22 protein-coding genes and 1 pseudogene are annotated in these 25,781 nt (G+C 68.9%); 12 read left to right on the forward strand and 11 right to left on the reverse strand.

What is annotated here, in order from left to right; genetic code table 11:
- The coding region (locus RJ05_RS24190; RefSeq protein WP_036540977.1) for a CaiB/BaiF CoA transferase family protein at positions 1–1,006 on the forward strand (1,006 nt) is incomplete at its 5' end.
- Between the two features lie 157 nt (positions 1,007–1,163).
- Here RJ05_RS24190 and yczR read toward each other — a convergent pair.
- Entirely contained in the window at positions 1,164–2,651 is a 1,488-nt protein-coding gene (yczR, locus tag RJ05_RS24195; RefSeq protein WP_036540980.1) for a MocR-like transcription factor YczR, read from the reverse strand.
- A gap of 61 nt (positions 2,652–2,712) precedes the next feature.
- On the opposite strand from yczR, the gene RJ05_RS24200 reads away from it, so the two are divergent.
- Together RJ05_RS24200 and RJ05_RS24205 are read left to right on the forward strand one after the other, a co-directional pair.
- On the forward strand, positions 2,713–2,976 hold the full coding sequence (locus RJ05_RS24200) for a hypothetical protein (RefSeq protein WP_036540983.1): 264 nt from the start codon (positions 2,713–2,715) through the stop codon (positions 2,974–2,976).
- An 85-nt stretch (positions 2,977–3,061) separates the two neighbouring features.
- A complete protein-coding gene (locus RJ05_RS24205) occupies positions 3,062–3,625 on the forward strand; it encodes a methylated-DNA--[protein]-cysteine S-methyltransferase (protein WP_051016864.1) in 564 nt (187 codons plus the stop codon).
- A gap of 47 nt (positions 3,626–3,672) precedes the next feature.
- Here the strand turns inward: RJ05_RS24205 and RJ05_RS24210 are convergent, their stop codons facing one another.
- Together RJ05_RS24210 and RJ05_RS24215 are read right to left on the reverse strand one after the other, a co-directional pair.
- Positions 3,673–6,273, reverse strand: coding sequence for a helix-turn-helix transcriptional regulator (locus RJ05_RS24210; protein WP_036540986.1), 2,601 nt, complete (start codon positions 6,271–6,273; stop codon positions 3,673–3,675).
- 189 nt (positions 6,274–6,462) lie between these two features.
- Positions 6,463–7,755 carry an adenylosuccinate synthase gene (locus RJ05_RS24215; RefSeq protein WP_036540988.1) on the reverse strand — a complete coding sequence of 431 codons (1,293 nt, stop codon included), beginning with the start codon at positions 7,753–7,755 and terminating at the stop codon, positions 6,463–6,465.
- Between the two features lie 259 nt (positions 7,756–8,014).
- Between RJ05_RS24215 and RJ05_RS24220 the strand changes: the two genes are divergently transcribed.
- Together RJ05_RS24220 and RJ05_RS24225 are read left to right on the forward strand one after the other, a co-directional pair.
- The gene (locus RJ05_RS24220; RefSeq protein WP_051016871.1) at positions 8,015–8,674 is read left to right on the forward strand and encodes a hypothetical protein; all 660 of its coding nucleotides are present in this window, start codon (positions 8,015–8,017) and stop codon (positions 8,672–8,674) included.
- Complete coding sequence (locus tag RJ05_RS24225; protein WP_036540994.1) at positions 8,671–9,450, forward strand: site-2 protease family protein; 780 nt, start codon at positions 8,671–8,673, stop codon at positions 9,448–9,450. Before RJ05_RS24220 ends, RJ05_RS24225 begins: the two co-directional genes overlap by 4 nt.
- A 365-nt stretch (positions 9,451–9,815) precedes the next feature.
- On the opposite strand, the gene RJ05_RS24230 is transcribed toward RJ05_RS24225, so the two are convergent.
- Together RJ05_RS24230 and RJ05_RS24235 are read right to left on the reverse strand one after the other, a co-directional pair.
- Positions 9,816–10,964: an FUSC family protein gene (locus RJ05_RS24230; protein ID WP_036540996.1), complete on the reverse strand. Its 1,149-nt coding sequence runs from the start codon at positions 10,962–10,964 to the stop codon at positions 9,816–9,818.
- A 19-nt stretch (positions 10,965–10,983) separates the two neighbouring features.
- Positions 10,984–11,427, reverse strand: coding sequence for a DUF3151 domain-containing protein (locus tag RJ05_RS24235; protein ID WP_036540998.1), 444 nt, complete (start codon positions 11,425–11,427; stop codon positions 10,984–10,986).
- 430 nt (positions 11,428–11,857) lie between these two features.
- On the opposite strand from RJ05_RS24235, the gene RJ05_RS31120 reads away from it, so the two are divergent.
- Both RJ05_RS31120 and RJ05_RS24245 read left to right on the forward strand, forming a co-directional pair.
- Complete coding sequence (locus RJ05_RS31120) at positions 11,858–14,143, forward strand: Rv0361 family membrane protein (protein WP_156090854.1); 2,286 nt, start codon at positions 11,858–11,860, stop codon at positions 14,141–14,143.
- 98 nt (positions 14,144–14,241) lie between these two features.
- Positions 14,242–15,300 (forward strand): fused (3R)-hydroxyacyl-ACP dehydratase subunits HadA/HadB, encoded by a 1,059-nt coding sequence (locus tag RJ05_RS24245; RefSeq protein ID WP_051016872.1) that lies wholly within the window; start codon positions 14,242–14,244, stop codon positions 15,298–15,300.
- 10 nt (positions 15,301–15,310) lie between these two features.
- On the opposite strand, the pseudogene RJ05_RS24250 reads toward RJ05_RS24245, so the two are convergent.
- Positions 15,311–16,769: pseudogene (locus RJ05_RS24250) on the reverse strand (glycoside hydrolase family 183 protein).
- A gap of 175 nt (positions 16,770–16,944) precedes the next feature.
- On the opposite strand from RJ05_RS24250, the gene RJ05_RS24255 reads away from it, so the two are divergent.
- On the forward strand, positions 16,945–17,277 hold the full coding sequence (locus RJ05_RS24255; RefSeq protein ID WP_085996279.1) for an excalibur calcium-binding domain-containing protein: 333 nt from the start codon (positions 16,945–16,947) through the stop codon (positions 17,275–17,277).
- Positions 17,278–17,335: 58 nt separating this feature from the next.
- Here the strand turns inward: RJ05_RS24255 and RJ05_RS24260 are convergent, their stop codons facing one another.
- Positions 17,336–18,454, reverse strand: coding sequence for a BTAD domain-containing putative transcriptional regulator (locus RJ05_RS24260; protein WP_036541000.1), 1,119 nt, complete (start codon positions 18,452–18,454; stop codon positions 17,336–17,338).
- Between the two features lie 28 nt (positions 18,455–18,482).
- A complete protein-coding gene (fbaA, locus tag RJ05_RS24265; protein ID WP_255220957.1) occupies positions 18,483–19,553 on the reverse strand; it encodes a class II fructose-bisphosphate aldolase in 1,071 nt (356 codons plus the stop codon).
- A 168-nt stretch (positions 19,554–19,721) separates the two neighbouring features.
- On the opposite strand from fbaA, the gene RJ05_RS24270 reads away from it, so the two are divergent.
- Together RJ05_RS24270 and RJ05_RS24275 are read left to right on the forward strand one after the other, a co-directional pair.
- Positions 19,722–20,387, forward strand: a complete 666-nt coding sequence (locus RJ05_RS24270) for a DedA family protein (RefSeq protein ID WP_280179938.1) — start codon at positions 19,722–19,724, stop codon at positions 20,385–20,387.
- A gap of 5 nt (positions 20,388–20,392) precedes the next feature.
- Entirely contained in the window at positions 20,393–21,079 is a 687-nt protein-coding gene (locus RJ05_RS24275; protein ID WP_036541005.1) for a DedA family protein, read from the forward strand.
- Between the two features lie 183 nt (positions 21,080–21,262).
- On the opposite strand, the gene RJ05_RS24280 is transcribed toward RJ05_RS24275, so the two are convergent.
- The 3 genes from RJ05_RS24280 to RJ05_RS32505 form a co-directional block, all read right to left on the reverse strand.
- Positions 21,263–22,351 carry a glycoside hydrolase family 76 protein gene (locus RJ05_RS24280; protein ID WP_036541007.1) on the reverse strand — a complete coding sequence of 363 codons (1,089 nt, stop codon included), beginning with the start codon at positions 22,349–22,351 and terminating at the stop codon, positions 21,263–21,265.
- Between the two features lie 122 nt (positions 22,352–22,473).
- Positions 22,474–23,157 carry a TrmH family RNA methyltransferase gene (locus RJ05_RS24285; protein ID WP_051016869.1) on the reverse strand — a complete coding sequence of 228 codons (684 nt, stop codon included), beginning with the start codon at positions 23,155–23,157 and terminating at the stop codon, positions 22,474–22,476.
- A 51-nt stretch (positions 23,158–23,208) separates the two neighbouring features.
- Entirely contained in the window at positions 23,209–23,616 is a 408-nt protein-coding gene (locus RJ05_RS32505; protein ID WP_014353429.1) for a DUF4190 domain-containing protein, read from the reverse strand.
- A gap of 107 nt (positions 23,617–23,723) precedes the next feature.
- On the opposite strand from RJ05_RS32505, the gene RJ05_RS24295 reads away from it, so the two are divergent.
- Together RJ05_RS24295 and RJ05_RS24300 are read left to right on the forward strand one after the other, a co-directional pair.
- Entirely contained in the window at positions 23,724–25,094 is a 1,371-nt protein-coding gene (locus RJ05_RS24295) for a sensor histidine kinase (RefSeq protein WP_228788532.1), read from the forward strand.
- On the forward strand, positions 25,091–25,762 hold the full coding sequence (locus RJ05_RS24300; protein ID WP_051016870.1) for a LuxR C-terminal-related transcriptional regulator: 672 nt from the start codon (positions 25,091–25,093) through the stop codon (positions 25,760–25,762). The genes RJ05_RS24295 and RJ05_RS24300 overlap by 4 nt, the downstream gene beginning before the upstream one ends.
- Positions 25,763–25,781 lie beyond the last annotated feature (19 nt).

Consider the following 25,781-nt stretch of genomic DNA (forward strand, 5'->3'; position numbering starts at 1 on the left):
GCTGCTTGCCGATCTCGGCGCCGACGTGGTGCGCGTGCAGCGGGCAGGTCAACTGCCCGGCGGATTCGACCGCCCGCAGCTGCGCGGCCGCACCATCGTGGAGGCCAATCTCAAGGACCCGGCCGATGTCGAGAAGGTGCTCGGGCTGCTCGACAAGGCCGACGTGCTGATCGAAGGCTTCCGCCCGGGCGTCACCGAACGCATGGGCCTCGGCCCCGACGAGGTGCTGGCCCGCAATCCGCGGCTGGTGTACGGCCGGATGACCGGCTGGGGTCAGTTCGGACCGATGGCCGACCGCGCGGGCCACGACATCAACTACATCAGCCTCACCGGGGTCCTGCACGCCATCGGCCGCAAGGGCGAGCGCCCGGTGCCACCGCTGAACATGGTCGGCGATTTCGGCGGCGGTTCGATGTTCCTGGTGTTCGGCATCCTGGCCGCGCTGGTGGAACGGCAGACCTCCGGTAAGGGGCAGGTCATCGATGCCGCGATGGTCGATGGGGCCCTTGCCCTTTCGCACATGATCTGGGGTATGCGCGGTTCCGGCGCCTGGTCGGAGGAGCGTGGGACCAACCTGCTCGACACCGGCATGTCGTTCTACGACACCTACGAAACCTCCGACGGCAAGTACATGGCCGTCGGCGCCATCGAGCCGCAGTTCTACGCGCAGCTGCTGGCCGGCCTCGGTATCGACCCCGAGGGCCTGCCCTATCAGATCGACCCCGCGGGCCAGGACACCCTGAAGAAGCTGTTCGCCGAACGCTTCCGCACCAAGACCCGCGACGAGTGGACCGAGATCTTCATCGGCACCGATGCCTGCGTCACCCCGGTGCTGACCTTCTCCGAAGCCACCGAGAACGAGCACATCAAGGCCCGCGAAGCCCTGGTCGATCTGGAGAACATCACCCAGCACGCGCCCGCCCCGCGCTTCTCCCGCACCCCCAACCCCACCCCGACCCCGCCGCCGACCGCGGCGACGCCGATCGAATCGGTGTGGGCTGACTGAATCGAGCAGCACCGGCGGCCGGGATTCCCTCAGGGGTCCCGGCCGTTCGATGTTCCAGGGTCGTATCCATGCCTGCGTCCGGCGTCAGGGCCAGATCCCGCGACGTGTGCCTGCTCCCGGACGGGCGAGCCGGCATCGACCCCTGCGATGCGCGTCGTCAGTAGCAGGTCAGCGGCTGGAGTGGTTCTGCCGCACGCGGACTCAGGGTTTCGTAGGCGCGGGCGATCGATTCGGCGGCACGGCGCAGGTCGGCTTCGGGGTGGGTGAAGGGCAGGCGGATAAACCGCTCGAAGGCGCCCTGGACGCCGAACCGCGGGCCCGCCGCGAGCAGGACGCCGTGGTTCGGTGCGGTGGCCGCCAAGGCTGTGGAGACCGGGGCGGGCAGCTGCGCCCATAGCGACATGCCGCCGGCGCCGGGAGCGACCTGCCAATCCGGCAGGTGTTCGGCGAGGGCGTCCAGCAGTGCCGCGCGCTGGTCACGCAGTTGGGTGCGGCGCCGGGCCAGGATGGTGTCGGCATGTTCGAGCAGATAGGTGGTGGCCAACTGATCCATCACCGGGGTGCCGAGGTCGACGGTGGCGCGGATGCCGAGCAGGCGGGTGATCAGGGACTGGCCGGCGCGAATCCAGCCGACACGCAGACCGCCCCAGAACGATTTCGAGGCCGAACCGATGGTGATGATCTCGGTGCCACGAGCGAACGCGGCGGTCGGCGAGGGCGGCACCTCATCGGTGAGCGCGAGATCGGCCATGGATTCGTCGACGATGATCGACATCCTGGTCTCCCTGGCGATGGCGGCGAGCTCGGCGCGGTCCTCGGCAGGCATGAGCAAGCCGGTCGGATTGTTGAAGTCCGGCACGAGATACGCCAGCGAGGCCGCGGTCTGCCGTGCGGCACTGCGGATTCCGTCGAGATCCCAGCCCGAATCCGGGCGCAGCGGCACCGGCACTGGGCGGGCACCGACATCGCGGATGGCTTCGATGGCATTGGGGTAGGTCGGGTGATCGATCAGCACGCGCGCGGCCGGCGGGGCGAGCACATTGAGCAGCAGCCGCAGGCCGTGCTGGGCACCGAGGGTGACCAGGATCTGGTCCGGATCGGTGGGCAGGCCACGCTCGGTGTAGCGGCGCGCCACGGCCTCCCGCAGCGCGAGCACACCGACCGGATCCATCCCGTGCGTGCCGAGATAGGACGGAATACCTTGCAGCGCGGTCGCATACGCCTGCTCCATTTCCGGCGGCGCGGTCATGGCGGCATAGGTGAGGTCGACGGTCGGCTGATCGGAAGCGGCCATCATGGCGAGGATGCCCTTCGCCGGACGGCTGCCGTCGTGCTGGATGCTCGGCGGCAGGGCGACCGTACTGCGTGAACCCTGCCTGGTGATCAGGTAGCCGTGCTCGCGCAACAGCGAATAGGTCGAGGTGATGGTGGTGCGGCTGACGCCGAGCGTGGCGGCGAGGTCGCGTTCGCTGGGCAGGGCGATGCCGAGCGGCGCGCGGCCGTCGTGGATGAGCAACCGGATGCCCTCCGCCAGCGCCAGGTAGGCGGGGCGCGCGGGTTTGCGCGCGGACCCGTCGGGTTCCGGGTCGCGCCAGCTGCCGAGGTCGCGAGCCAGACCCGCCGCACCGATCACACGTGTCGCCATACAGACCAGTATTGCGGTAGTGGCTCTTTATCAGCAAGGCCAGTTGCCGCACGCTGGGGAAATGACCCTGCTCGTCACTCTCGCCGTCATCGTGACCTTCAGTCTGCTCGGTTACTACTACGCGCCACGCCACTCCGGGGAAGGCTGGGAGGTGGACCGGTTGCGGCCGCGGGATCCGCTCGGCAACCTGCCGGTCTCGCACTACGACGAACAGCGCTTGTTCCGGGATATCGCCGCGGTGTACGCCCGTCGCGACGAGGAGGACGACCGGCGCGGCGATGGTTCCGCGGCGCGGGATCAGGGCCCGACCGAGTCGGCCAGGTGATCGGCCCGATGAACAGAGCAGTCCAGTTTCAGCTACTGGACTGCTCCGATCGCACTTGTCGGTGGCACCGGGCAGACTGTCGGTCATGAACGCAGCAGTCGGCTCGCCGGTGACGGCGGCACTGTTCGATACGGCGATCGGTACCTGCGCGATCGCGTGGCGCGCAGGCGCGGTCGTGCGATTCCAGCTACCCGAGGCGAGCCCGGAGGCCACCCGTACGCGGATCCTGCGCGAGAGCCCGGAGTTCGGTGCGGTGACCGAATCCGAACCGGACGGCGTGGTCGCCGACGCCATCGCGGGCATCCGGGCCCACCTGGACGGCGAGCTGGACGATCTGCGCTGGATCACCCTCGACACCAGCACCATCCCACAGTTCCACCGGTCGGTGTACGAGACGACCCGCGAGATCGACCCCGGCCACACCCTCAGCTACGGCGAGGTGGCCGAACGCGTCGGCGCGGCGGGCGCGGCCCAGGCCGTCGGGCAGGCCCTCGGCCGCAACCCGATTCCGCTGATCATCCCGTGCCACCGGGTGCTGGCCGCCGATCACGGCCTGCACGGCTTCTCCGCACCGGGCGGCATCGGCACCAAACAGCGGCTGCTCCAGATCGAACGGACACCGGGGATCGGGGAACCGACCTTGTTCTGAGCCGCCGTCGATGCGATCCATGGACGACTGCGACGGGCACGCCCGGATCAGGGTGGTGTTTCGCCGCGTAGCAGGGCCGCCAGCGACTCCCGGTCCGTCACATCCATCTTGATGCACGCCCGGTACAGGTGGCCTTCCACCGTTCGCACCGAAACCGTGAGCCGGTCCGCGATTTGGCGATTCGTCAGGCCCGCGGCCACCAGATTCGCGATCTCGCGTTCGCGAGCGGTGAGCGGAAGTGGTTGCGCCGCTTGGCGAAGCGCGGGCGTGCTGGCACCGCCGCAGGCAGCGGCGAGCCGGTTCGCGGTGGCCGCCGATTCCAGCAGACGGCGGCGGTCGCCGGCACGTTCATGGGCCGAGGCGGCCTGGGCGGCGGCATCGGCGGCCGACAGCAGCGCGCCGATACGCTCGAATTCCGTTGCGGCGGCGTCTAGTCCTGGTCCGTCGTGAGCGGCGAGTGCGACGGCGTGCCTGGCCTGCACCTGCACCAGCTCACCGTCGACCTTGGCGGCGAGATCGGCGAGCCTGCCCGCCACCGAATGCTCACCGAAGCGGGCCGCGGTATGCAACGCCATGGCCTCGATGGCGTGCTGATGGGCCCGGGCGGCGGCGTCGGCGGCGTTCATGGCGATACGGATCGCGGGCGTGATCGTGCCCTCGGCGCCGGCCAGCCACGCCTTGGCGATCTCGAGCTGCGGTTCGTAGACGGCGCTGTGCCTGCCGCCGCGCTCGGTGGCACCCGCGATGGCCTCGGCGGCGTCGCCTGCCCGGCCGAGCGCCGAATACGCCTCGGCCAGCCGTAACCGCGCCGGAAACATCCAGGCCGCAGCGCCTTCGGTGCTCAGAGCTGCCAGCGCCTGCTCCAGATGCTCGATGCCGTCCGGGAACCGGCCCTGCGCCACGTCGACGGTGCCCTGCAAGATCTTCGACATCCCCCAGGCCAGGTACTGACCAGGCGCCGAATAGCCGAAATAGGCGGTGGCGCAGCGGCGCGCGCCTTCCATGTCACCGGTGAAGGTGAGTGCCAGCACCTCGGCGTGCGTGGACATGAAGCGATTGAGCCCGTCGATATGCGATTCGACGTCGTGTCCGCGCTGGGCGTACTGCCGGGCGGCCTCACCGCGCCCCATCAGCGCCAGCGCCAGACCGCCGCCGAAGGAGGCCCACCACACCGCCCACGGCGGGGCATCCTCGGTGTTCATCACCGATTCGGCGTCATCGAACGCGTCGTCGATGCGGTTCTCGTTCACCGCGCACGCCGAGGCCAGGCCGGTGAGGATCGCCGCGATCTTCGGATGACTCACCTTCGAACGCACCAATGCGAGCACCTCGTCGGCGCGATCGGCATCGCCCATGGCCCACAGCAGATTCGACACCCTGGTGCTACCCCAGCGCGCCAGCTGCACCTCGTTGAGCTGGTCCGGATCGAAGCTGGCCAGGGTGCGTTCAGCCTCGATGCGATGACCCTGCCACAGCAGCGCCCGCGCCAGCAGATCCGCCGACTCCACGCCACCGCGACGTTCTACCGCCGCCCGCGCGAACCGTTCGCCCAGCGGCAGATTCGCCAAACCGATCGCGTCGGCGGCCGCGGCTTCGAACAGCTCCAGATCGGCGGATTTATCGCTGTCCAGGGCCAGTTCGGCCAGCCGGATCCGGTCGGCGGCGGAGTTGATCGGCCGCTCGCTCAAGGCCGAATACAGCCTTCCACGCAGCCGCCGCGCCGAAGCGATACCCAACCGGCGCCGGATGACCTCACCGAAGAGTGGATGGTTGTAGCGCACGACCAGTTCGTGGGAGTTCTCCACCACCCGGATGACGCCGCGGTTCTCGGCCGCCTCCACCGCCTCCTCGCCGGCCAGTTCGGCCATCACCTCGAGGTCGATGGGTTCGCAGAAGGTGAGCAGCTCCAGCACCCGCAGCACCGGCTCGGGCAGTTGTTCGACCCGATCCTCCAGCAGCGCCGCCAGTTCCGAGGTGACCGCGGCGCGCCCGCGCAACTGCCAGACCCCATTGACCTGACGCAATGAGCCGGCTTCCAGCGCGCCTTCGACCAGATGCCGAAGGAACAGCGCGTTGCCTCCGGAGGATTCCCACATCAGGTTCGCGGTGAAGCCCTCGAGCTGGCCGCCGAGCATCGACTCCACCAGATCCACGCTCTGGCGCTGGCTGAACGGGTTCAGATCGATGCGAAGCAGGTGCCCGTCCTTCCACAGCGAGGTGACCGCGTCGGGCACCTGGACCCCGCTGCGCACGGTCGCGACGATGCGGGCGGCACGGTCGATCGCCAACTGCAACAACAGAGTCGCCGACAGCTGGTCGAGCAGATGGGCGTCGTCGACGCCGATGATGATCGGCCCGTCGGCGAGCAGCGCCTCCCGCGCGGCCGACATGAACGTCACCGGGTCGTGCGCGGTGTACACCCCGACCATATGGGCGAACACGCCGAGCGGAATGCTGCGCGCCGACTCGGTGCCCGCCACCCAGCGCACATTGCCGCCCACCGCCGCCGTGGCCTGTCTGGCCAGGGTGGTCTTGCCGACACCCGCGTCCCCGGTGAGCACCGCCCCGACCGGGCCGTCGCCGGTGAGCGCGGAGCGAATCGCCTCGAATTCGGTCGCGCGTTCGATCATCGGCCAGTTCCGAGCCATTTACCTACTGTAGAGCCAACAGTGTTTGATTGCGTCGCCTCCGGCGTCGCGGGTTCGCGGCCCCTGGGTGTCTCGAACTTTGGGGCTCGGTCTCGCTTCGCTCGAAAACGGAGGTGACCGACCGTTGCATTGGTTGCGGACTGTCGGCGGCCGCTGACTTCGTTTCGGCTGTGGCTGATCGGGTGCGGGCTAGGACTCCAGCACGTCGTGGCGGACGATCGTCTGGTCGCGTCCGGGACCGACGCCGATGCAGGACATGCGGGCCCCCGACAGCTCCTCGAGCCGCCGCACGTACGCCTGGGCGTTGGCGGGCAGGTCTTCGAAGGTCCTGGCGTGGGAGATGTCTTCCCACCAACCGGGCATTTCCTCGTAAATGGGCTTGGCGTGGTGGAACTCGGTCTGGGTGGTCGGCATCTGCTCGACTCGTTCGCCGTCGACGTCGTAGGCCACGCAGATCGGCACCGTCTCCAGGCTGGACAGCACGTCGAGCTTGGTCAGGAAGTAGTCGGTGATGCCGTTGACGCGGGTGGCGTAGCGGGCGATGACGGCGTCGAACCAGCCGCAGCGGCGGGCCCGGCCGGTGGTCACGCCGACCTCGCCGCCGGTCTTGGCCAGGTAGGCACCCGATTCGTCGAACAGCTCGGTCGGGAAGGGACCGGAGCCGACCCGGGTGGTGTAGCACTTGAGGATGCCGAGCACGGTGCTGATCTTGTTGGGCCCGATGCCAGCGCCGACGGCCGCGCCACCGGAGGTCGGGTTGGACGAGGTGACGTACGGGTAGGTGCCGTGGTCGACGTCGAGCAGGGTGCCCTGCGAGCCTTCCAGCAGCACCGTCTCGCCACGCTCGAGCGCCTGGTTCAGCTTCAACCGGGTGTCGCTGATGCGGTGTTTGAAGCGCTCGGCCTGTTCGAGCACCTCGTCGACCACCTGCTGCGGCTCGAGCGCGCGACGGTTGTAGATCTTGACCAGCACCTGGTTCTTGAACTCGAGCGCGGCCTCCACCTTCTGGGTGAGGATCTTCTCGTCGAGCACGTCGGCGACCCGGACACCCACCCGGGCGACCTTGTCCTGATAGCAGGGCCCGATACCGCGGCCGGTGGTGCCGATCTTGTTGTTGCCGAGGAAGCGTTCGGTGACCTTATCGATGGCCACGTGGTACGGCATGATCAGGTGTGCGTCGGCCGAGACCAGCAGGCCGCTGGTGTCGACGTCGCGCTGCTCCAGCCCGGCGAGCTCGTCGAGCAGGACACCGGGATCGATCACGACACCGTTGCCGATGACGTTGGTGACGCCGGGGGTGAGGATGCCGGACGGGATCAGGTGCAGTGCGAAGTTGTCACCGTTGGGCAGCACCACGGTGTGGCCGGCATTGTTGCCGCCCTGGTACCGAACCACCCATTGCACGCGCCCACCGAGTAGATCGGTAGCTTTGCCCTTGCCCTCGTCGCCCCACTGGGCGCCGATGAGGACGATTGCCGGCATGGTCGTGTCTCCTACGGTTCGACGCGCAACACTGTGTGTGTTGCAGCTACCTGCCCGTATCGAGGCGGTGGCCGGAAGCACAGTCTAGTCGACCCACTCCTGCATCCGGCCGAACCCTCGGCCGCCGGCCGATCGCGACGCCGCAGGCGGCGCAAATCAAACAGAGCTATGGTTGCTGCTAGCGGACAGACAGTCGTCCGGGTGAACGGGTAGGACGACCGACGGGAGTCGGCCGGATTCGAGGAGGGTGTACGGCAGTTTGAGTACCCACGTTCTCCGTTGCGACGGCGCACCGGTACCGATTGCCCTCGCTTCCCAGCCGACCACCCAGACCGACGCGATTCCCGATACCGGCGAGATCGACGAGCTGCTTCCGGTGCTCGCCGCCGACAGCCTGCCCCGATTGATCGTGCTCGGTGACGACGCCGCGCTGGCCACGGTGCTCACCCACCTGATGCGCACCGAGCGGCTGAATGTGGAGATCGGTTATGTGCCGGTCGACAAGACCTACGGTTCCCGCGCCTACGAGACCGGCACCGGCAACGCCGCGGCCAAACGCGCGCTGGAGGGCCGCGCCACCGAGGTGCCGCTGATCCGCGACGACACCGGAACCGTGCTGGTCGGACGCGCGACGCTGATGGGCGTCGGAGGTGAAAAGCTCGAGGGCGAGGCGTATGTCGACGACACGCTGCTGTTCTCCGGCAAGGTCGCCGCCATGCTCGTCTCGCCGACGCTGGAACTGCCGGGCGTGCGCGCCACCGTCCAGCGCGGTGTGCGGAAACGACGATGGGTCAGCGGGCGCGCCGCACAGCTGGGCACCCCGGGCGCGCGGGTCACCCGGGACGGCGTCGCCAACGATCGCACCGTGCCGCGATCGACCTTCTACCGCCATCACGAACCCTGGCTGCTGGTCCGATGAGTTTTCCCGCCCAGGCCCGCCGGTCCGGCGCGGTGCGGCCGAGCCCGGTCTTCCTGCTGGTCGTCGCGATCACCGCGCTGGGCGGGGCGCTGGCCTGGGACGCCGATCTGGAATCGGTGCGGGCCAAGGCAGGGGTGTTCCTGCTGGTGGTGTTCGGCTGGATCGTCAGCCTGTGCCTGCACGAGTTCGCGCACGCGTATGTGGCGTGGCGGGCCGGCGACCGTGAGGTGGAGCTGCGCGGCTATCTCACCTTGAATCCGTTGAAGTACAGCCATCCGCTGCTGTCGATCGTGTTGCCGATCGTGTTCATCGCGCTCGGCGGGATCGGTCTGCCCGGCGGCGCGGTGTACGTGCACGCGCACAACTTCTCGACCCGGATCCAGCGCATCATCAGCGGCGCCGGACCGGCTGTGAATGTGGCATGCGCGGTGCTTCTGCTGCTCGTGGTACGGCTGTTCGGCAGCGCGGAGGAACATGCCGCGTTCTGGTTCGGGCTGAGCTTCCTGGCGTTTCTCCAGGTGACGGCGGCGCTGCTGAATCTGATACCGATTCCCGGGCTGGACGGGTACGGCATCCTCGAGCCGTCGCTGAGTTATCAGACCCGCCGCGCGCTCGACCAGTTCAAGCCGTTCGGGATGCTGATCCTGTTCGCGCTGTTGTTCACTCCGGCAATCAACCAGGTGTTCTTCGACGCGGTGTACGCACTCTACGAGCTGTCCGGGGTGCCGTCGCTGTGGTCGCGCTGGGGTGGTTATCTCACCCGGTTCTGGACCTGACCCGACACAGGGCCGCCCGGTCGATGGACCGGACGACCCTGGTCTTCGCCGGCGCCGCGGCCCCAGCGCGCCGGCCACCACACCAACAATGGCCGGTCGCGCGTCGCGACGTGCGGCGAAGCAGGTGACCGCGCCACCCCTCGTCGGCTCGGTCGGTTCTCACCGTAGGCAGTGGCGGGCGGGCTCGCCTGAGTAGCGGACTACGCGAAGATCACGCGTCCGGCAGCCGCACCGTCGCGCGCCGCACGCAGTCCAGACGGACGAACGCGCGCCGGGACGAGTAGTCGTCCAGGCAGCGAGGTTTCGATGCTGGTCAGCGGCGGACCCGGGTCGATGCGGGCCGCCGGGGCAAGGTCCGGTCGGGCTCAGTCCTCGGGCCGCACATACGGATTCGGCACCGTCGGCGGGAGCAACGCGATCGCCGAGATGCGCTGCATACCGCAGACCTGCATGAGATCGACCACCGTCGACCGCACCTGCGCGAACACCACATGGGCCGAAAGGCCCGCCCCGGCAACGAGCTCCGGGCGCGCGCCCTTGGCGACCGAGCGCAGCACCCTCGCGGCTTCGGCCTGATCGGGTTGTTCACCGGGGTCGGCCAGCATCATCCGGCGCACCACGTCGACCGCGTGGCCGAGGCTTTCCACCTCGTCGATCAGGCGTGGATCGAGGATCTCGTCGTCGCGGACCAGGGTGAGGCCGCGGCGCAGCAGCACGCGAGTGTTGCGGACGGCGTTGTCGAGTGGGTCGGCGGTGGCGCGGATGCGTTCGAGCCGCTTACGCGAATTCCAGTACAGCGGGGAGATGCGGCTGATCTCCCGGCCGCCCTCCAGGGTCTTGCGCAGTGAGTCCAGTTGCGCTTGGGTCGCCCGGACCGCGGTCAGCGCGTTGTGCACCTTGTCGGCGTCCTGTTCGAGCAGACCCGCCGCGCCGTCGATCAGCGATTTGCCCATCACGCCCAGGATTTCCGCGGCCTGCTCCCTGGCCCGGCGCACCGGATGCAACGGGATCGCGGCCACCACGACCACACCGACCAGGCCGCCGACCAGCGCGTCGATCATCCGGGAGAACCCACCACCGGCGGCGGGCGGCAGCAGCGTAGCGACCAGAACGGCCGAACCGGCGGCCTGCATGGCGATGATGGTGCCGCCGTCGAGGAACACCGCCAGGCTCATGGCGACGCCGACGACCAGCGCGATCTGCCAGACCCCGGTACCCACCTGGGAGATGAACACATCGCCGATGCCGATGCCGACCGCGACGCCGACGACGAGTTCCACCGAACGCTTCAACCGGGCGCCGAAGGAGATCCCGATCGACACCACGGCCGCGGTCGGCGCGAAGAACGGCTGGGTATGCCCGATGAGGTAATGCGCCACGAACCAGGCCAGCGCGGCGCCGAGCGAGCACTGCAGGATCGGCAGCGCGGACAGGCGAAGGCGTGTCCACGAGCTGCGCAGCCGGTCCACACCACCGGCCCGGGCGAGGGCGACGCGCGAATTCGGGTCGATCAACTCGGGATCTGTCCGGGTGTCAATCCAGGCCGAGTTCCGCGGCGGCGCGCGGATCGCAATCCTCGAGCAGGTCGAGGCAGCGGGCGTATTCATCGGATTCGCCGATGGCTCGCGCGGCCCTGGCCAGCGCGCCGACACTGCGCAGGAAGCCCTGGTTCGGCTCGTGGCTCCACGGCACCGGGCCGAAACCCTTCCAGCCGTTGCGGCGCAGCAGATCGAGGCCGCGGTGGTAGCCGGTGCGGGCGAAGGCGTAGGCCGCGACGACGTCATGGTTGACGCCCTCCCCGGAGGTCTCCGCGCGCGCGAGTGCGGCCTCGGCCAGATGCGCCCATGCGATCGATGCGGCCGGATGATCGGCCGCGACCTGCACCGGATCGGCCTTGGCGAGGAGCGCGTCCTCGGCATCGGAGATTTCCGGCAGCAGTACCGGTTGCGGTCCGAGCAGATCACCGAACGAGGTCATGGGCTTCATTGTGCACCGCCGGTGCACTCGAGGGGATGCGCGGGGCGATCACCTCTGGTGGGTCTGCGACGCGGTGGCGGACGGACACGGGCCGGACGGCACCTGGCTGAGGCGAACTCGGGACCGGCCGGCACCCGGCCGAGGACGCAGGACCGGCCGGCACCGACGCAGGACCAGTCGACAACCGGTGGTTCGGTGAGGGCGCGGGCCGCGACCGCGGGACGGACGCCGCCGACGCGGGGGCGGTCGGCACCGACGCAGGACCGGACGGCACCGACGCGGGGCGGGTCGAACCCGCGCGCGGGATGGCCGGTGTGAACCTGCCGCGCCGGGTGCCTGGATCGCGGCGGGGCAATGGCAGCCGGGGTGCGGCGCGGCACATTAGGCTGGCCGTCGAAGTTCACATGTTTCCGTTGAGCGAGGGGTAGTGGTGTCCGACCCGAACGACGACAAGAACCCGGTGCGCAATCCCGCCGACGCCCGTACGACGGACGAACCGGCCGCACCGCCCACCTCTGCCGCCGACGGGACCCAGCCCACCTCGCCGACCGCCACCGACGCCGCGAACACCGCGGAGCCCACCGACGCCACCGACGGCGGTCCGGACGCGCCCACCAAAGCGTTCGCACGGGTGCCCACCGAGGGTGCGGCGACCAGCGCCGCCGACACCGACACCAGCGCCGAGCCCGACTCGGGCTCCGGCACAGCCTCCGGCAAATCAGCGCCGTCGGCCGCCGAAAAGACAGGTCCGGCAGACGACTCCGGCGATTCGGACGCGGAGACAGCCGAGATCTCCCGCGACCGGGTTGCCGAACGCGGCGCACGAGAGCCCGCCGCCGCATCCGCCACGGGCTCCTCCGTGACCGGCTCCCCCACAGCAGCGGCCCCCACGACCGGCTCCGCCGTCGCAGGCGCCCCCACGACCGGATCTCCCACCGCTAGCTCACCCACGGCAGGCTCACCCACGGCCGGATCTCCCACAGCAGGCTCACCCACGGCCGGATCCCCCACAGCAGGCACACCGGCGACCGGCTCCCCCACCGCCGGCTCGCCCACCCCCAACTCCCCCACCGCCGGCTCGCCCACAACCAGCACCCCCACGGGCGGGCCTCCCGCAGCGGGCTCCCCGACCTCCGAAAGCATTGGCGCGGCAGAGCCCGGCGATAACGCCCGAGGCAACACCGAAACCGGCCAGATGCAGAGCAGTGCGGCCGACGCGGAACCGCAGGACCCGGATGCGGGTGCCGGAAGCGCGACCGGAGCCGCAGCGGCGACGACGGACGCAGCGCCTGCCGCCTCCGGCGCGAATTCACCTTCGCCGCAATCCGACTCGCAGGCGGACAGCGGAGCCGACGCCGAGACCGAGGCCATCCCCGCACCCGGCAAGGGACGGAGTGGTAGCGCCCCGTCGTCGTCGGATGCGGGCGGCGTCGACGCAGCCGACGCCGGTAGCGAACCTGCGGGCACCGCCCCCGGCGACTCAGCGGGTGGCGACCGCACCGCCGACGCCGAGACCGTGCAGATGCGCGCCGTGCCGAACCCGGCCGACGCGCAGACCGTCGCCATCCCGGTCCAGCGCCCTGGCGGCACCGACCGGGTGGCGGGTGCCGGTGCGCGCCAGCCGCTGAGCAAGCCGCCCAGCACACCGCGTCCGGCCGCCGGGCCGAAGCAGGCGGGTGCGCACGGACCGTCGGGACCCGAACATGGTGGTACACCGCCACAGGCCAAGCGGCCGCAGCCCGGTTCACCGCAGCCGGGTGCCCCCGGCGGACCGCGGTCGGCGTCCCCGCAACGGCGCGGGCCACAGCAAGGCTCATCAGGCGTGCCGAAGCAAGGCGCTTCGGACCAGGGCGACCTACAGCACGGCGGCCCCTTGCAGAAGCCACCACAGCAGCGGGGGCAGCAGCAGGGTGGCCAGCCGCGCACGGCCGGGGCGGGCGCACCGCATCCGGCCGGGCCGCGGCAAGGCGCGCCGCAGCAAGGCGGCGGGAAGCCAGGCGCACCCCAGCAAGGCGGCGGAAAGCCAGGCGCACCCCAGCAAGGCGGTGCGAATCCGGGCGATCCCGCGCGGTCCGCGAACGCCGCGGCCGCAGGCGGAGCGCAACAGCGGCCCGGTGCCGAGCAGCGCCCGGGCAGTGCACCTTCACCTGCGGATATGCAGCCGACGACGCCCGCGCAATCGCTGGCGGGCGGCCCGCGTCCGCCGCAGCCGCGGCCGGTGGCGGCGCCGCAACGGGTGGAGCCCGCCGCCCCTGAGCCCGAGGCGCAGTCCGGTCGTCGATCCAACCGGTGGTTGCTTGCGGTGGCCGGGGCGGTTGTGCTGGTCGTCGGGCTCATCGCCGTGGTGCTGGTCGCGGTCGTCGGTGGGGACGACAATTCGCCCGAGGCGCAGATCCGCAACACCATCGGCAGCTACACCCAGGCGTTGAAGAACGGCGATCTGGAGACGCTGCGATCCACCACCTGCGGTTCGCTGCACGAGTTCTACCGGGGCATTCCCGACGATCAGTTCGCCGGTGTGCACCAGCAGTCGGTGGAGCAGGGCAGCATTCCGGTGGTCGAGCACATCCAGGCCATCCGGATCACCGAAAACACCGCCATCGCCCAGGCCACCGTCTACACCAAGGCCGATCCGGCGCGCTCGGCCCGGACGTTCGACCTACAGCACACCGAGGACGGATGGAAGGTCTGTGACCCGCCGGACAGCGCTCCGTAACGATCCGGCGGCGATGCCGCCGTATCCGGTATCGAAGGTCACAGTTACCCCCTCCTAGCTGGTCGCTGGTCCGAATCGCCAGTAGCATGGCCCGGATCATGGGCAGGGAACAATCGATGGCGCGGCCGGACGAAGTAGTGCGGACGGCAACGCTCGCGGGGCGGCGATTCCGGATCCGGGATCACTATGAGGTCGGCCGGGAGAAGGTCCGCGAGTTCGCGCGCGCGGTGCAGAACGATCACCGCGCACATCAGCACGAAGTCGACGCACGCAAGCTCGGCTACGACGGCGTCATCGCCCCGCCGACCTTCGCCTCGGTGATCGGCATGACCGCGACCAGGGCGCTGCTCGACTCGGTGCTCACCGAATACGACCTGTCCCAGATCCTGCAGACCGACCAGGTGTTCCGGGTGCATCGGCCGATGGTGGCCGGCGACCGGATCACCAGCGAGGTCGAGATCGAGTCGATCCGCCGGTTCAACGACAACGACTTCATCCATGTGAACTTCGTGTTGAAGAATCAGGACGACGAGATCGCGCAGGTGGGTTCGTCGACCATCGTGGCAAGGCGCGGGGTGGAGGTGGCTCCAGACATCACCGAAGCGGTCGCGAACATCATGATGCACGGCCGCGCCGACGCCACGCACACCGCGCTCGGTGAGCTGGGCGCGCTCATCGAATTGGACGCCGACGCACTCGACACCGCGTCGACCCCGGCCCCCGCTCCGGTACATCCGGTCCCCGAGTTCGATCGGCTGTCGGAGGGCGAGGAGATCGAGCTCGGCACCTCCTGGCTGACCCGTGGCGATCTGGCGAATTACGCGGGCGTGTCCGGCGACTCGAACCCGATCCATTTCAGCGAGCACGCCGCGAAGCTGGCGGGCCTGCCGACGACGGTGGCGCACGGCCTGCTCACCATGGGCCTGGCCGGCGGCAAACTCACCTCTTGGCTGGGCGATCCGACCGCGATCGAATCGCTGAGCGTGCGCTTCGCCGGCTATGTGCCGGTGGAAGCCGATGCCCGCAGCGCCGTCGAGTTCTCCGGCAAGATCAAGAAACTGGATCCGCAGCGGCGCACCGCGACCGTCATGCTGTCCGGGAAATCGCAGGGCCGCAAGCTCTTCGGACGTGCGATCGCCGAGGTCAGGCTCGGCTGAGCAGCCGGTGTCATTCCAGCTTCGCGTGCATCAGGTAGACGTTGTAATCGCTCCACGTGGTGATGTTGAAATACAGGTCCTGCCCCGATGACCACGGGTGGATGAAACCGCCGTACAGCTCCGGGTAGTCGCGCACGGTCACCGTCGGCGTGCCTTCGGACCACACACCCTGCGGCGAATCCGCTTCGCGCACAACGATGGCGGCCTTGGCGGTATCCAGGTAACTCATCTGCCAGACGCCACGTTCGGCGTCGTATCGCACCGACAGCTCACCGGCCGGGCCGTTGACGACCGGGGTGGCGGAGCCCGCCCCGCCCACCGGCGTCCAGGATCCGTCCCGCCAGTACTGATATGCCGTGGTATTGAGGATCTGATCCTTGGGCACCCGCGCCAACCCGACGGCGCCGAGCCGGGTATTCGGCGTGCCGAACATGTACACGTGGTCGCCGTGCGGAACCATCGCGCTCACTTGGAAATTCGCGAGACCGAAGATGTTGTCCCAGCGCGCGTGCGGATCCTTGGTCCAGGTCTGGCCGTGGTCGTCGGAGTAGGCGATGCCGCCGTAGTTGGTGAAGAAGGTTCCGGGCAGGCTGTTCCAGGTGCGAATCGACATGTAGCTCATGTATTGCCGCTCGCCCAGCGCGAAACCCGAGGTGGGGATGGTGGTGACCTCCACGTTGTCGAGTTTGCGGCTGGAAAGCACCTCGGCGGCGTGGCAGCGGCTGTCGGTGACCATCCGGTCGTAGGTCATACCGTCGCCCAGTGTGCGATCGGTGCTGAAGGCCAGCACATTGCTGCGCCAATCACCGCCCATCCCGCCCGGCGGATGGAAGCCGCGGCCGACCGTGTCACCGAAGACGGTGGCGATCTCACCGGGCGCCGATTCCCACATGATGCCGAGGTCAGTGCCCTGCACCTGCCAACGCTTATCGGTCCGGTTGACCGAATTCTCCCCGGTCTGCTTGGCCACCTCGCGCACGGCACCGACCTTCGGGCGCCCGCACCGGCGCCTGCGGAGCCGGTTCGACCGGCGGCTCGACCGCAGGCGGTGGCGGCGGAACCGGTCCCGGATCCGGTCCTGGACCGGGAATCGCGAAGTGGAACGGCTTGGGGCTCAACAGGATTTCCGGGATACCGAGTTGCTCGGCCAGGCTCGGCGGCTGCGCTGGCTCATCGGTGAGGTCCGGGCATGGATCCATACACGGATCGGCGGGTAGTTCCATCTGCACCCGGGTCGGCTCCGGCTCCGGCGGTTGCGGCGGCAGCACGGTGATCACCGGGTACGGGACCGGTACCTCGAGAGTTTCCGGGATCAGCGGTTCGTGGGTCGGCGGCGGATCGCTGCGGCACGGGCCGGCACCCGGCACGCCGACCTCCGGTTCCGCGACCGCCGCCATCGGCTCCGCGCACACCAGCGCGCCCGCGCCGAACACCACCGCGCCGAGCGCGGCCATCACCCGCCTCGCCATCGTCGACCCCTCGTTCCATGGCTATCCGTGGACGTTGCGCACCAGCGTGTGACCCTACCGGCCCACCGGCCGCCGGACCGGCCGAACTCGCGCGAACAGCGGTGGTGGCCGGGCCCGATCGGGCGGATAATCGGCGAGGAGTCAGAGCACGTCCGCAGCGTTGTCAGGATTCACCATGAAGATCGTGCCCCTCCCCCGCCGGGCTCTGCCCGGTGCGGCGGCCGCCTGCCTGTCCGGAATCGCCATCGCGCTCGCGCCCTTGGCCATCGCCGCACCGGACCGCTCCGACGGCCACAGCACCACCGACTGGCAGACCTCACCGAACCAACTCGACGAACCGCACCAGCGGCCCACCGGATCGACCACGCCGAAGGCATCGCCGTTCTATCTGACCTGCGGCGAAGCCCGGCGTGACGGTGAGGCGCCGATCCGGCAGGGGCAGCGTGGCTACTCACTGCGGTTGGACCCCGACCGCAACGGTGTCGCCTGCGAACCCGGCGAACCGTGACGGCCCGATGATGTCGCCGGTCGCGCGGACGGCGTAGATGGCGCCCAGCGGCGGGTGACTACCGCGCAGCCTGGAACACCAGCACCGTCGCGCCGATCCGGATGGCGTCACCGTCGGCCAGCAGCGCGCCGGTCTCGATCGGCAGTTCGTTGACGAAAACGCCGTTGGCCGAATGCAGATCCTTGATAAGCAGCCCGGCCCGGCTGGGCATGATCTGCGCGTGATAGCGACTGGCCTTGGGATCGTCGATCACCAGGTCGTTATCGGTCATCCGGCCGATGCGCAGGCCCGCCTGAGCCACGACGACCGCACGCCCGTCCGGCATCAGGATCTGGCCGCTGCGCACCGCGCTCGGCACCTCGGTGACGGTGTCGGTCATCGCCGCGGCCATCCGCTCGGCCCGCTTGAACTCCACGGTGTTCAACGGTTCCTGGCGCAACACCCGCTGCTCGAGCTCGATCAATGCCGGGCCAGGATCGATGCCGAGTTCATCGGCGAGCACGGTGCGCACCCGGCGACAGGCGTCGAGGGCGTCGGCCTGGCGGCCGGACAGATAGAGCGCGGTGATCAACTGGCCCCACAGCGGTTCCCGCAGTGGATGCTCGGTGGTCATCGCCACCAACTCCCCGACCACCGAAGACGCCCGGCCGCAGGCGATTTCGGCGTCGATGCGAGCCGAAGCGGCAAGCAGCCGCTCCTCGTCCATCGCGGTGGCGAAACCGTCGGCGAATTGCAGGCCGGCCAGATCGGCCAAGGCCCGGCCGTCCCATTCGCGCAGCGCGGTACCGAACAGGCGGGCGGCGGTGGCGTGGTCGCCCACGTCGGCAGCCCTGGCGGCGGCATCGCGGGCGGCCTCGAAACGTCCGAGATCGCAGGCCTCTTCGGCGATCTCGAGCCGATAGCCGGAGGACTCGGTGCGCAATACCGCGGCCGGGTCGATGCCCGAATTACGCAGCGCCTTACGGATATTCGAGACGAATACCTGCAGGCTCGCGGCGTAGGAGTCGGGCGGATCCTCGTTCCACACCATGTCGGCCAGCGCCATCGACGACACCGCGCGCCGCCGATTCACCGCCAGCGCCGCAAGCAACGCCCGCGGCTTGGGCCCGCCGACCGCCACCGGCTCACCGCCGACGAGCAGCCGCACGGGCCCGAGCAGGCGCACCTCGAGACTCATGTGCTGTTGCCCCCGCCAGGGTTGTGGGTCAGGCGCTGATCGACCGTCCCGCGGACTTCAGATCATTGCACGCCTCGACCACACGCGCCGCCATGGACGCTTCGGCCTTCTTCAGGTAGCTGCGCGGGTCGTAGGTCTTCTTGTTGCCGACCTCGCCGTCGATCTTGAGCACACCGTCGTAGTTGGTGAACATGTGGCCCGCGACCGGCCGGGTGAAGGCGTACTGGGTGTCGGTGTCGACGTTCATCTTCACCACGCCGTAGCGCAGCGAATCGTCGATCTCGGACTTCAGCGAGCCCGAACCGCCGTGGAAGACGAAGTCGAACGGCTGCGCGTCGGCGCCGAGGCCCAGCTTGGCCGCGGCCACCCGCTGCCCCTCGGCCAGCACCTCCGGGCGCAGCACCACGTTGCCCGGCTTGTACACACCGTGCACATTGCCGAAGGTGGCGGCGAGCAGGTACTTGCCGTTCTCGCCCGCACCCAGCGCCTCGATGGTCTTCTCGAAGTCGGCAGGCGAGGTGTAGAGCTTCTCGTCGATCGCGGCCTCGACACCGTCTTCTTCACCGCCGACGACGCCGATCTCCACCTCGAGGATGATGTTGGCGGCCTTGGTGGCCTTCAACAGGTCCTTGGCGATCTCGAGGTTCTCGTCGATCGGGATGGCCGAACCGTCCCACATGTGCGACTGGAACAGCGGGTTGCGCCCGGCGTTCACCCGCTCCTGCGAGATCGCGATCAGCGGCCGGACGAAACCGTCCAGCTTGTCCTTGGGGCAGTGGTCGGTGTGCAGCGCGATGGTGACGTCGTACTTGGCCGCCACCACGTGCGCGAACTCGGCCAGCGCGACAGCACCGGTCACCATGTCCTTCACGCCCTGGCCGGAACCGAACTCCGAGCCACCGGTGGAGAACTGGATGATGCCGTCGCTGCCGGCGTCGGCGAAGCCCTTGATCGCCGCGTTGATCGTCTCCGACGACGTGCAGTTGATCGCGGGGAAGGCAAAGGAGTTCGCTTTGGCCCGACCGAGCATCTCGGCGTAGACCTCCGGAGTCGCGATGGGCACTGTGAAGACCTCCGTGTTTTGTGCGGCAAAAGACAATTTTGTCAGGCCCACCCTAAGACAGCAGGCTTTCGGCCGATATCAGGGGATCGATGCGCGGGCAGGATGGAGTTGGGGGTCCGACCCGGTACTGTGGGCCGGGTGATTGCGCTCGCAGCCTCCGACGCGGTGACAAGCAACCTTGCCTTGACTCAGTTGCTCGATCCGATGTACCTGCTCACCGAGACCTGGCTGCAGCACGCCGTCCTCCCGGCCATCCTGGTCATCGTCTTCATCGAGACCGGTCTGCTGTTCCCGCTGCTGCCGGGCGACTCGCTGCTGTTCACCGGTGGCCTGCTGGCCGCGCAACCGGATCCGCCGGTATCGATCTGGGTGCTGGTGCCCGCCGTCACCTTCATCGCCTTCGCCGGCGATCAGTCCGGCTATTGGATTGGCCGGGCCATCGGGCCCGCGCTGTTCCAGAAGGAAGACAGCCGGTTCTTCAAGAAGCATTACGTCACCGAGACGCACGCGTTCTTCGAGAAACACGGCCCGAAGACCATCATCCTGGCCCGGTTCGTGCCGATCGTGCGCACCTTCATGCCGGTGCTGGCGGGCGTGTCCACGATGAACTACCGCAAGTTCGTCGCCTTCGACATCGTCGGCGCGATCCTGTGGGGCGGCGGTGTGACCGTCCTCGGCTACTTCCTCGGCAACGTCGCGTTCATCCGCGACCACATCGAGGCGATCTTCCTGCTCATCGTGTTCGTGTCGATCCTGCCCGGCATCATGGCCGTCGCGAAGAAGCTGCTCGGCCGTGATTCGGCTGCCGAGCAGGTCGATCCCGTCCGTGATGTCGAACTGACGGCGTCGACGAACGAGACCACGCGCTGATCGCAGTGACGCCGGCGTCCTCCACCCTCGCACTGGGCAGCTTCGAACCGCTGATCTCGGCGGGACCCGCGCTCGTCTGGACGATCGTGCTGACGTTCGTCTTCCTGGAGTGCGCCTTCATCATCGGCCTGTTCCTGCCCGGTGATTCCATGCTGATCACCGCCGGCGTGGTGATGGCCTCGCACGCCTCCGGCGAAGCTCAGGTCTGGGGCCTGTCACTGGGCACCATGGTCGCGGCCATCGCGGGCAATCAGGTCGGCTACGTCGTCGGCAGCCGCACCGGCCACCATCTGGTGGCCCGCAAGAACGGCCGCTACATCAACACCCGCAACCTCGCCCGCGTCAGCGAAATGCTGCACCGGCACGGCTTCGTCGCGGTACTCGTCGCCCGCTGGATCCCCTGGGTGCGCACCCTGTGCCCCATGGTCGCCGGCGCGGCGGGCATGGACCACCGCAAATACACCATCGCCAGCACCATCGGCGCCATCCTCTGGGCCCCGGTGCTGCTGCTCATCGGCTACTACGCCGGCGGCTTCATCCAGCGAGTGCCCTGGCTGATGCCCGCGGTCGTGATCGTCCTCGTCGTCGGGCTGATCATCGGCACGATCCTCGGGATCCGGCAGTACCGGCAGGAGATGGCGCAGCCTGCGGAGGACTTCGATCTGGATGCCGCGGGGGTGCCGGAGCACTGAGCTCTGTCGGTGTGACCCGACCGAGCGCGAGCACTGGTCAGGCTCGTCAGATCGACCGTAACCGGGGTGCCGGACAGATCGAGTGTGACGTGGTTCGTGCTTTCTGCCACCGGTCGGACAAGATCTCCACCGCAAGCAGCACGTCGCAGACGACCGACAGCAACTCCTGACTTCGACTGGGGTTTACAACCCCGCTGCGCTCACCATGTGCGCGGCCTCCATCAGCATCCACCCCGAAAGCTGCACCGATAGGTCACGTTCGGGCACCTTGGATGAGGTCACCGAGCCGCCGGAGGTGAAGTAGCCGGCGCCGGAGCTGCCGCCGGGCAGCTGAGCCTGTTTGCTCCAGTCGTGGCCGAACAGCGGTTCGCCTTCGACTTCGAGCCGGTTCGCCCACGCGGCCTTGGCCGAGGACAGCACGATCGACGCGGCGCAGCGGCGGTCGGCTTCCTGCTGTGCGTCGTCGCCGGGCAGCATCAAGGCCACGAGTGCGAGATAGCGGATCAGGATGCCGTTGAACAGGCCACCGTCGCCGCCGCCTCCACCCTGGACCACCCCGCGCGTGGTCATCCGATCCTCGACGGCGGTGAGCAGGCGATGGACTCGCTCGAGATGTTTTGCCTCGCCGGTGTGCACCGCGAGCTCGGTCTCCAAGCCGAGCACCACGCCCTGGCAGTAGGTGAACACCGGGCGCTCGATCTCGCCGGAGGGTAGGTGGATGCCGTCGAGGATCAGGCCGGTTTCGGGGTCGCGCAGGGTGGCATCGAGCCAGTCGGCCATCTCGGCGGCGCGTTCGTGACGGCCGAGGCGCAGCAACGCGATGGCCGCCGGACCGTTGGCGGGCGCGTTGAAGTAGTCGGCGCCGACCCGCCACGGGATGCCACCGCCGGTATCGGGGTCCCAGGATTCGTACAGCTGCTTCTCCAGCGCGAGCAGCGCGCCCGGCGCCTCCTCGTTGTCCTGGGTCCGCTGCGCGCGCTCCAAAGCGATGGCCAGCCAGGCCATATCGTCGTAGTAGCGGTTGGTCCACCCGGTGATGTTGCGCAGCCGGTGCGAGCGGGCGAGCGCGCTGATCCGTTTGCGGCGGGCCGGGGTGGGCACGCGGGTGGCGGCGTCGACGGCACAGTCGATCAGATGCGCTTGCCACCAGTAGTGCCAGGACAGGAACAGCCGCTCACGTTTGGTGGCCGGCCAGCCGACCACGCCGAGCGCGGTGCCGGGTATCCCCCACAGTGGGCGCAGATGGCGGGAAAGGATCGCGGATTCGGCCATATCCGCACGTTCGGACCACAACGCGGGCGTCGGCTCGCTGAAATCCCCCTGACGCCGGGCGTCCCTCCGCGTGGTCATAGCTCAATGGTGCCAGGTCGGCACCGGGTTTCGCCGCCCAATTGTTACCAGGCTGTGGTCAGATCGGCATGTTGACGGATCCAGGCGTGCATGGCGATGCCCGCGGCCACGCCGGCATTGATGCTGCGGGTGGATCCGAACTGCGCGATCGACACCGTCAGCGTCGCGGCGTCGCGGGCGTGCTCGGTGACGCCGGGCCCCTCCTGCCCGAACAGCAACAGGCAGCGGCGTGGCAACCGAACCGTTTCCAGCGGAACCGATCCGGGCACATTGTCGACCGCGACGACGGTGAGGTCCTCGCGACGAGCGAACTCCATCAGCGCGGCGATATCGGTGTGGTGCTCGATGTGCTGATAACGGTCGGTGACCATGGCGCCGCGCCGATTCCAGCGCCGCCTGCCGACGATGTGCACGGCCGCCGCGGCGAACGCGTTGGCGGTACGGACGACGGTGCCGATATTCGCGTCGTGCCCGAAGTTCTCGATCGCGACGTGGAAGGGATGCCTGCGCGCATCGATGTCGGCGACGATCGCCTCGCGCGTCCAATAACGGTAGGCGTCCACCACATTGCGGCGATCGCCTTCGGCGAGCAGCACCGGATCCAACCGTGGATCATCCGGTGGCTGCCCGCCGAACTCCTCCGCCCACGGGCCGACGCCATGCGGATGCTCGCCCCATTCGGTGGGGCCGGGTAGCTGTTCCGGCACGTCCGGCGCGAGGTCTTTCACGCCGACGATGCTAATTCCCGAGGTGGGAGCCCCCGAGCCCGGCAGGGCGAACTAGGACGAGGCGCCGATCGCGATGACGACGATGATGATGTAAAGGATGACGAAGACGATCGAGACGATCAGCAGGATCGAAGAGATCATCCCGCAGATGTAGCCCGCCTTCACGTTCCCCCGACCCCCGAGCATCCCCCCGGAAGCGTCGATCTCGGCCAGTGCCTTCTTGCCCATCGACCAGGCGAACGGCCCGAGCAGACCGCACATGACCAGGCTGAGGATGCCGAGCACGAGAATGGTGGTGGCCTGCGGATGATCCTGCTGCGGGCCGTAGCCGTAGGGCTGTGGATAACCGGGCGCACCATACGGTTGCGCTGGGTAGGGCTGCGCAGCGTAGGGGTCCGAGCCGTAGGGGTTCGCACCGTAGGGATCGGAGCCCGGCGGCTGCTGCGGTGGGTATGTCATGCGGGTGATGTTAACCGTGGACAGGCACGATGGTGGGGCGAGCTACACCATCGACCCGGTGGTCAGCGCCCTCGATCGGGCGGTACGCCTCGACGAACATGGAGCTCATGACCGATTCCGTCACCCAGACGTTGGTACTGGACAAACCGGCCGCCGCTGCCGAGCCGGCGGGGACGCGCGTGCTGCGCGCCGTACTCCGCGCGCCGTTCACCGCGCGGACCTGGAAAGAGCTCGCCTACCTGATCGCGGCGTGCGTGCTCGGCGGGCTCGGGACCGCCTACGTATACCTGGCCGGCGGCGGGGGCGTGCTGGTGGCGATGACGATCATCGGCATTCCGGTGCTGGCCGTGGTGATTCTCGGCGGGCGACTCTGGGGCCACATCTATCGCGCGCTGGTGCGTGATCTGCTCGGAACGCCACTGGATCCACCGCCGCCGTTCCGGCCGAAGCCGGGCCTGATCGGGTTTCTCACCTCGGCGTTCACCGATATGCCGAGTTGGCGGGCGCTCGCGTTCGTTGTCGTGCAGTCGATCGTCGGCATGGTCGGCGGGTACTTCGTGCTGATCGCGACAGCGATGATCGGCTTCACCGCGATCTCGCCGCTGCCGTGGTACCTGTTCACCCCGACGAACATCGATGAGAACGGCGTCGAACGGCATTCGCTGGCCAACTTCGGCGAGTTCTATATCGACACCTGGCCGCGGGTGCTCGGGTTCGCGGCGCTCGGCGTGATCGGCTGTTTCCTGCTGCCGTGGCTGTTCCGGGTGGTGTGCCTGGTGCATCGGCAGCTGGCGATCTGGCTGCTTGCGCCGACCGCGCGCGACCGGCGGATGGCCGACCTGCAGGAAAGCAGGCGCGTCGCGGTCGAGGATTCCGCTGCCACGCTCCGCCGGCTCGAACGCGATCTGCACGACGGCACCCAAGCACGCCTGGTCACCATAGCGATGGCGCTCGGCCGGGCCGAGGAACGGCTCAGCCACGGCGACGATGCCGGCGACTTGATCGCCGACGCGCACGCGAGCACCAAGGAGGCGTTGGCCGAGCTGCGCGAGCTGGTGCGCGGAATCCACCCGCCCGCTTTGGAATTAGGTCTCGAACCGGCGCTGGAGACGCTGGCCGCGCGCTGCTCGGTACCGGTGCAGCTGCGCGTGCATCTGCCGGTGCGGCCGCACCCGGCGATCGAGGCCATCGCCTACTTCTCGGTTGCCGAATTGTTGACCAATGTGGTGAAGCACGCCGATGCGACCCACGCCTGGGTGTCGGTGCTGTCCTCGGGTGATGATTCGCTGGTGGTTTCGGTCCGCGACAACGGCAGCGGCGGTGTGCTGCAACCGATCCCGGGTGAGCCGGTGACCGGCAGCGGGCTGGCCGGGCTGGCAGCGCGGGCCGCGAGCGTCGACGGCGGCCTCACCGTCGACAGTCCGGTTGGCGGGCCGACCGTCGTCACCATCACGCTGCCGACCGCGGGCCCACGATGAGTACCACTGCTGCTCAACCCGACTCGCTGCGGGTGGTGATCGCAGAGGACAGCGCCATCCTCCGCGACGGCCTGGCCGGGTTGCTCGCCGAACGAGGCCACCAGGTGGTGGCGATGGTCGGCGACGCGACCAACCTGTCCGAAGTGGTGGCCGAGCACGCGCCGGACGTCGCCGTGGTCGACGTCCGCATGCCGCCGACCTACACCGACGAAGGCCTGCTCGCCGCGATCGAACTACGCCGCAAATTCCCCCTCACCGGCGTGCTCGTCTTCTCCCAGTGGGTGGAGACCCGCTACGCCACCGAACTGCTCGCCGGCGGCGCGAACGGCGTCGGCTACCTGCTCAAAGACCGGGTCGCCGACGTCCGCGAGTTCATGGAAGCCCTCGACCGCGTCGCCACCGGCGGCACGGCCCTCGACCCCGAGGTGGTGAGCCAATTGATGGGCGCCTCCCGCCAGCAACAAGCCCTCGACCGGCTGACCCCGCGCGAACGCGAGGTGCTCGAACTGATGGCCCAAGGCCTCACCAATGCCGCCATCGCCCGCTCGCTGACCGTTACCGAACGGGCCGTCGAAAAGCACATCGGCAACATCTTCACCAAGCTCGACCTGCCGCCCTCGGACACGCATCACCGCAGGGTGATGGCGGTGCTGCGGTTGCGGGGGTAGCAACGGCACTCCCAGTCGA

The organism is Nocardia cyriacigeorgica NBRC 100375, assembly GCF_000308555.1.
GTDB classification, from domain to species: Bacteria; Actinomycetota; Actinomycetes; order Mycobacteriales; family Mycobacteriaceae; genus Nocardia; species Nocardia cyriacigeorgica.

Excerpts from the sequence above, each read along its gene's own strand:
- yczR (WP_036540980.1), bottom strand. The coding sequence starts at position 2,651 with ATGGCGACACGTGTGATCGGTGCGGCGGGTCTGGCTCGCGACCTCGGC.
- RJ05_RS24200 (WP_036540983.1), top strand. The coding sequence starts at position 2,713 with ATGACCCTGCTCGTCACTCTCGCCGTCATCGTGACCTTCAGTCTGCTC.
- RJ05_RS24205 (WP_051016864.1), top strand. The coding sequence starts at position 3,062 with ATGAACGCAGCAGTCGGCTCGCCGGTGACGGCGGCACTGTTCGATACG.
- RJ05_RS24210 (WP_036540986.1), bottom strand. The coding sequence starts at position 6,273 with ATGGCTCGGAACTGGCCGATGATCGAACGCGCGACCGAATTCGAGGCG.
- RJ05_RS24215 (WP_036540988.1), bottom strand. The coding sequence starts at position 7,755 with ATGCCGGCAATCGTCCTCATCGGCGCCCAGTGGGGCGACGAGGGCAAG.
- RJ05_RS24225 (WP_036540994.1), top strand. The coding sequence starts at position 8,671 with ATGAGTTTTCCCGCCCAGGCCCGCCGGTCCGGCGCGGTGCGGCCGAGC.
- RJ05_RS24235 (WP_036540998.1), bottom strand. The coding sequence starts at position 11,427 with ATGACCTCGTTCGGTGATCTGCTCGGACCGCAACCGGTACTGCTGCCG.
- RJ05_RS24245 (WP_051016872.1), top strand. The coding sequence starts at position 14,242 with ATGGGCAGGGAACAATCGATGGCGCGGCCGGACGAAGTAGTGCGGACG.
- RJ05_RS24255 (WP_085996279.1), top strand. The coding sequence starts at position 16,945 with ATGAAGATCGTGCCCCTCCCCCGCCGGGCTCTGCCCGGTGCGGCGGCC.
- RJ05_RS24260 (WP_036541000.1), bottom strand. The coding sequence starts at position 18,454 with ATGAGTCTCGAGGTGCGCCTGCTCGGGCCCGTGCGGCTGCTCGTCGGC.
- RJ05_RS24270 (WP_280179938.1), top strand. The coding sequence starts at position 19,722 with ATGTACCTGCTCACCGAGACCTGGCTGCAGCACGCCGTCCTCCCGGCC.
- RJ05_RS24280 (WP_036541007.1), bottom strand. The coding sequence starts at position 22,351 with ATGGCCGAATCCGCGATCCTTTCCCGCCATCTGCGCCCACTGTGGGGG.
- RJ05_RS32505 (WP_014353429.1), bottom strand. The coding sequence starts at position 23,616 with ATGACATACCCACCGCAGCAGCCGCCGGGCTCCGATCCCTACGGTGCG.
- RJ05_RS24295 (WP_228788532.1), top strand. The coding sequence starts at position 23,724 with ATGACCGATTCCGTCACCCAGACGTTGGTACTGGACAAACCGGCCGCC.
- RJ05_RS24300 (WP_051016870.1), top strand. The coding sequence starts at position 25,091 with ATGAGTACCACTGCTGCTCAACCCGACTCGCTGCGGGTGGTGATCGCA.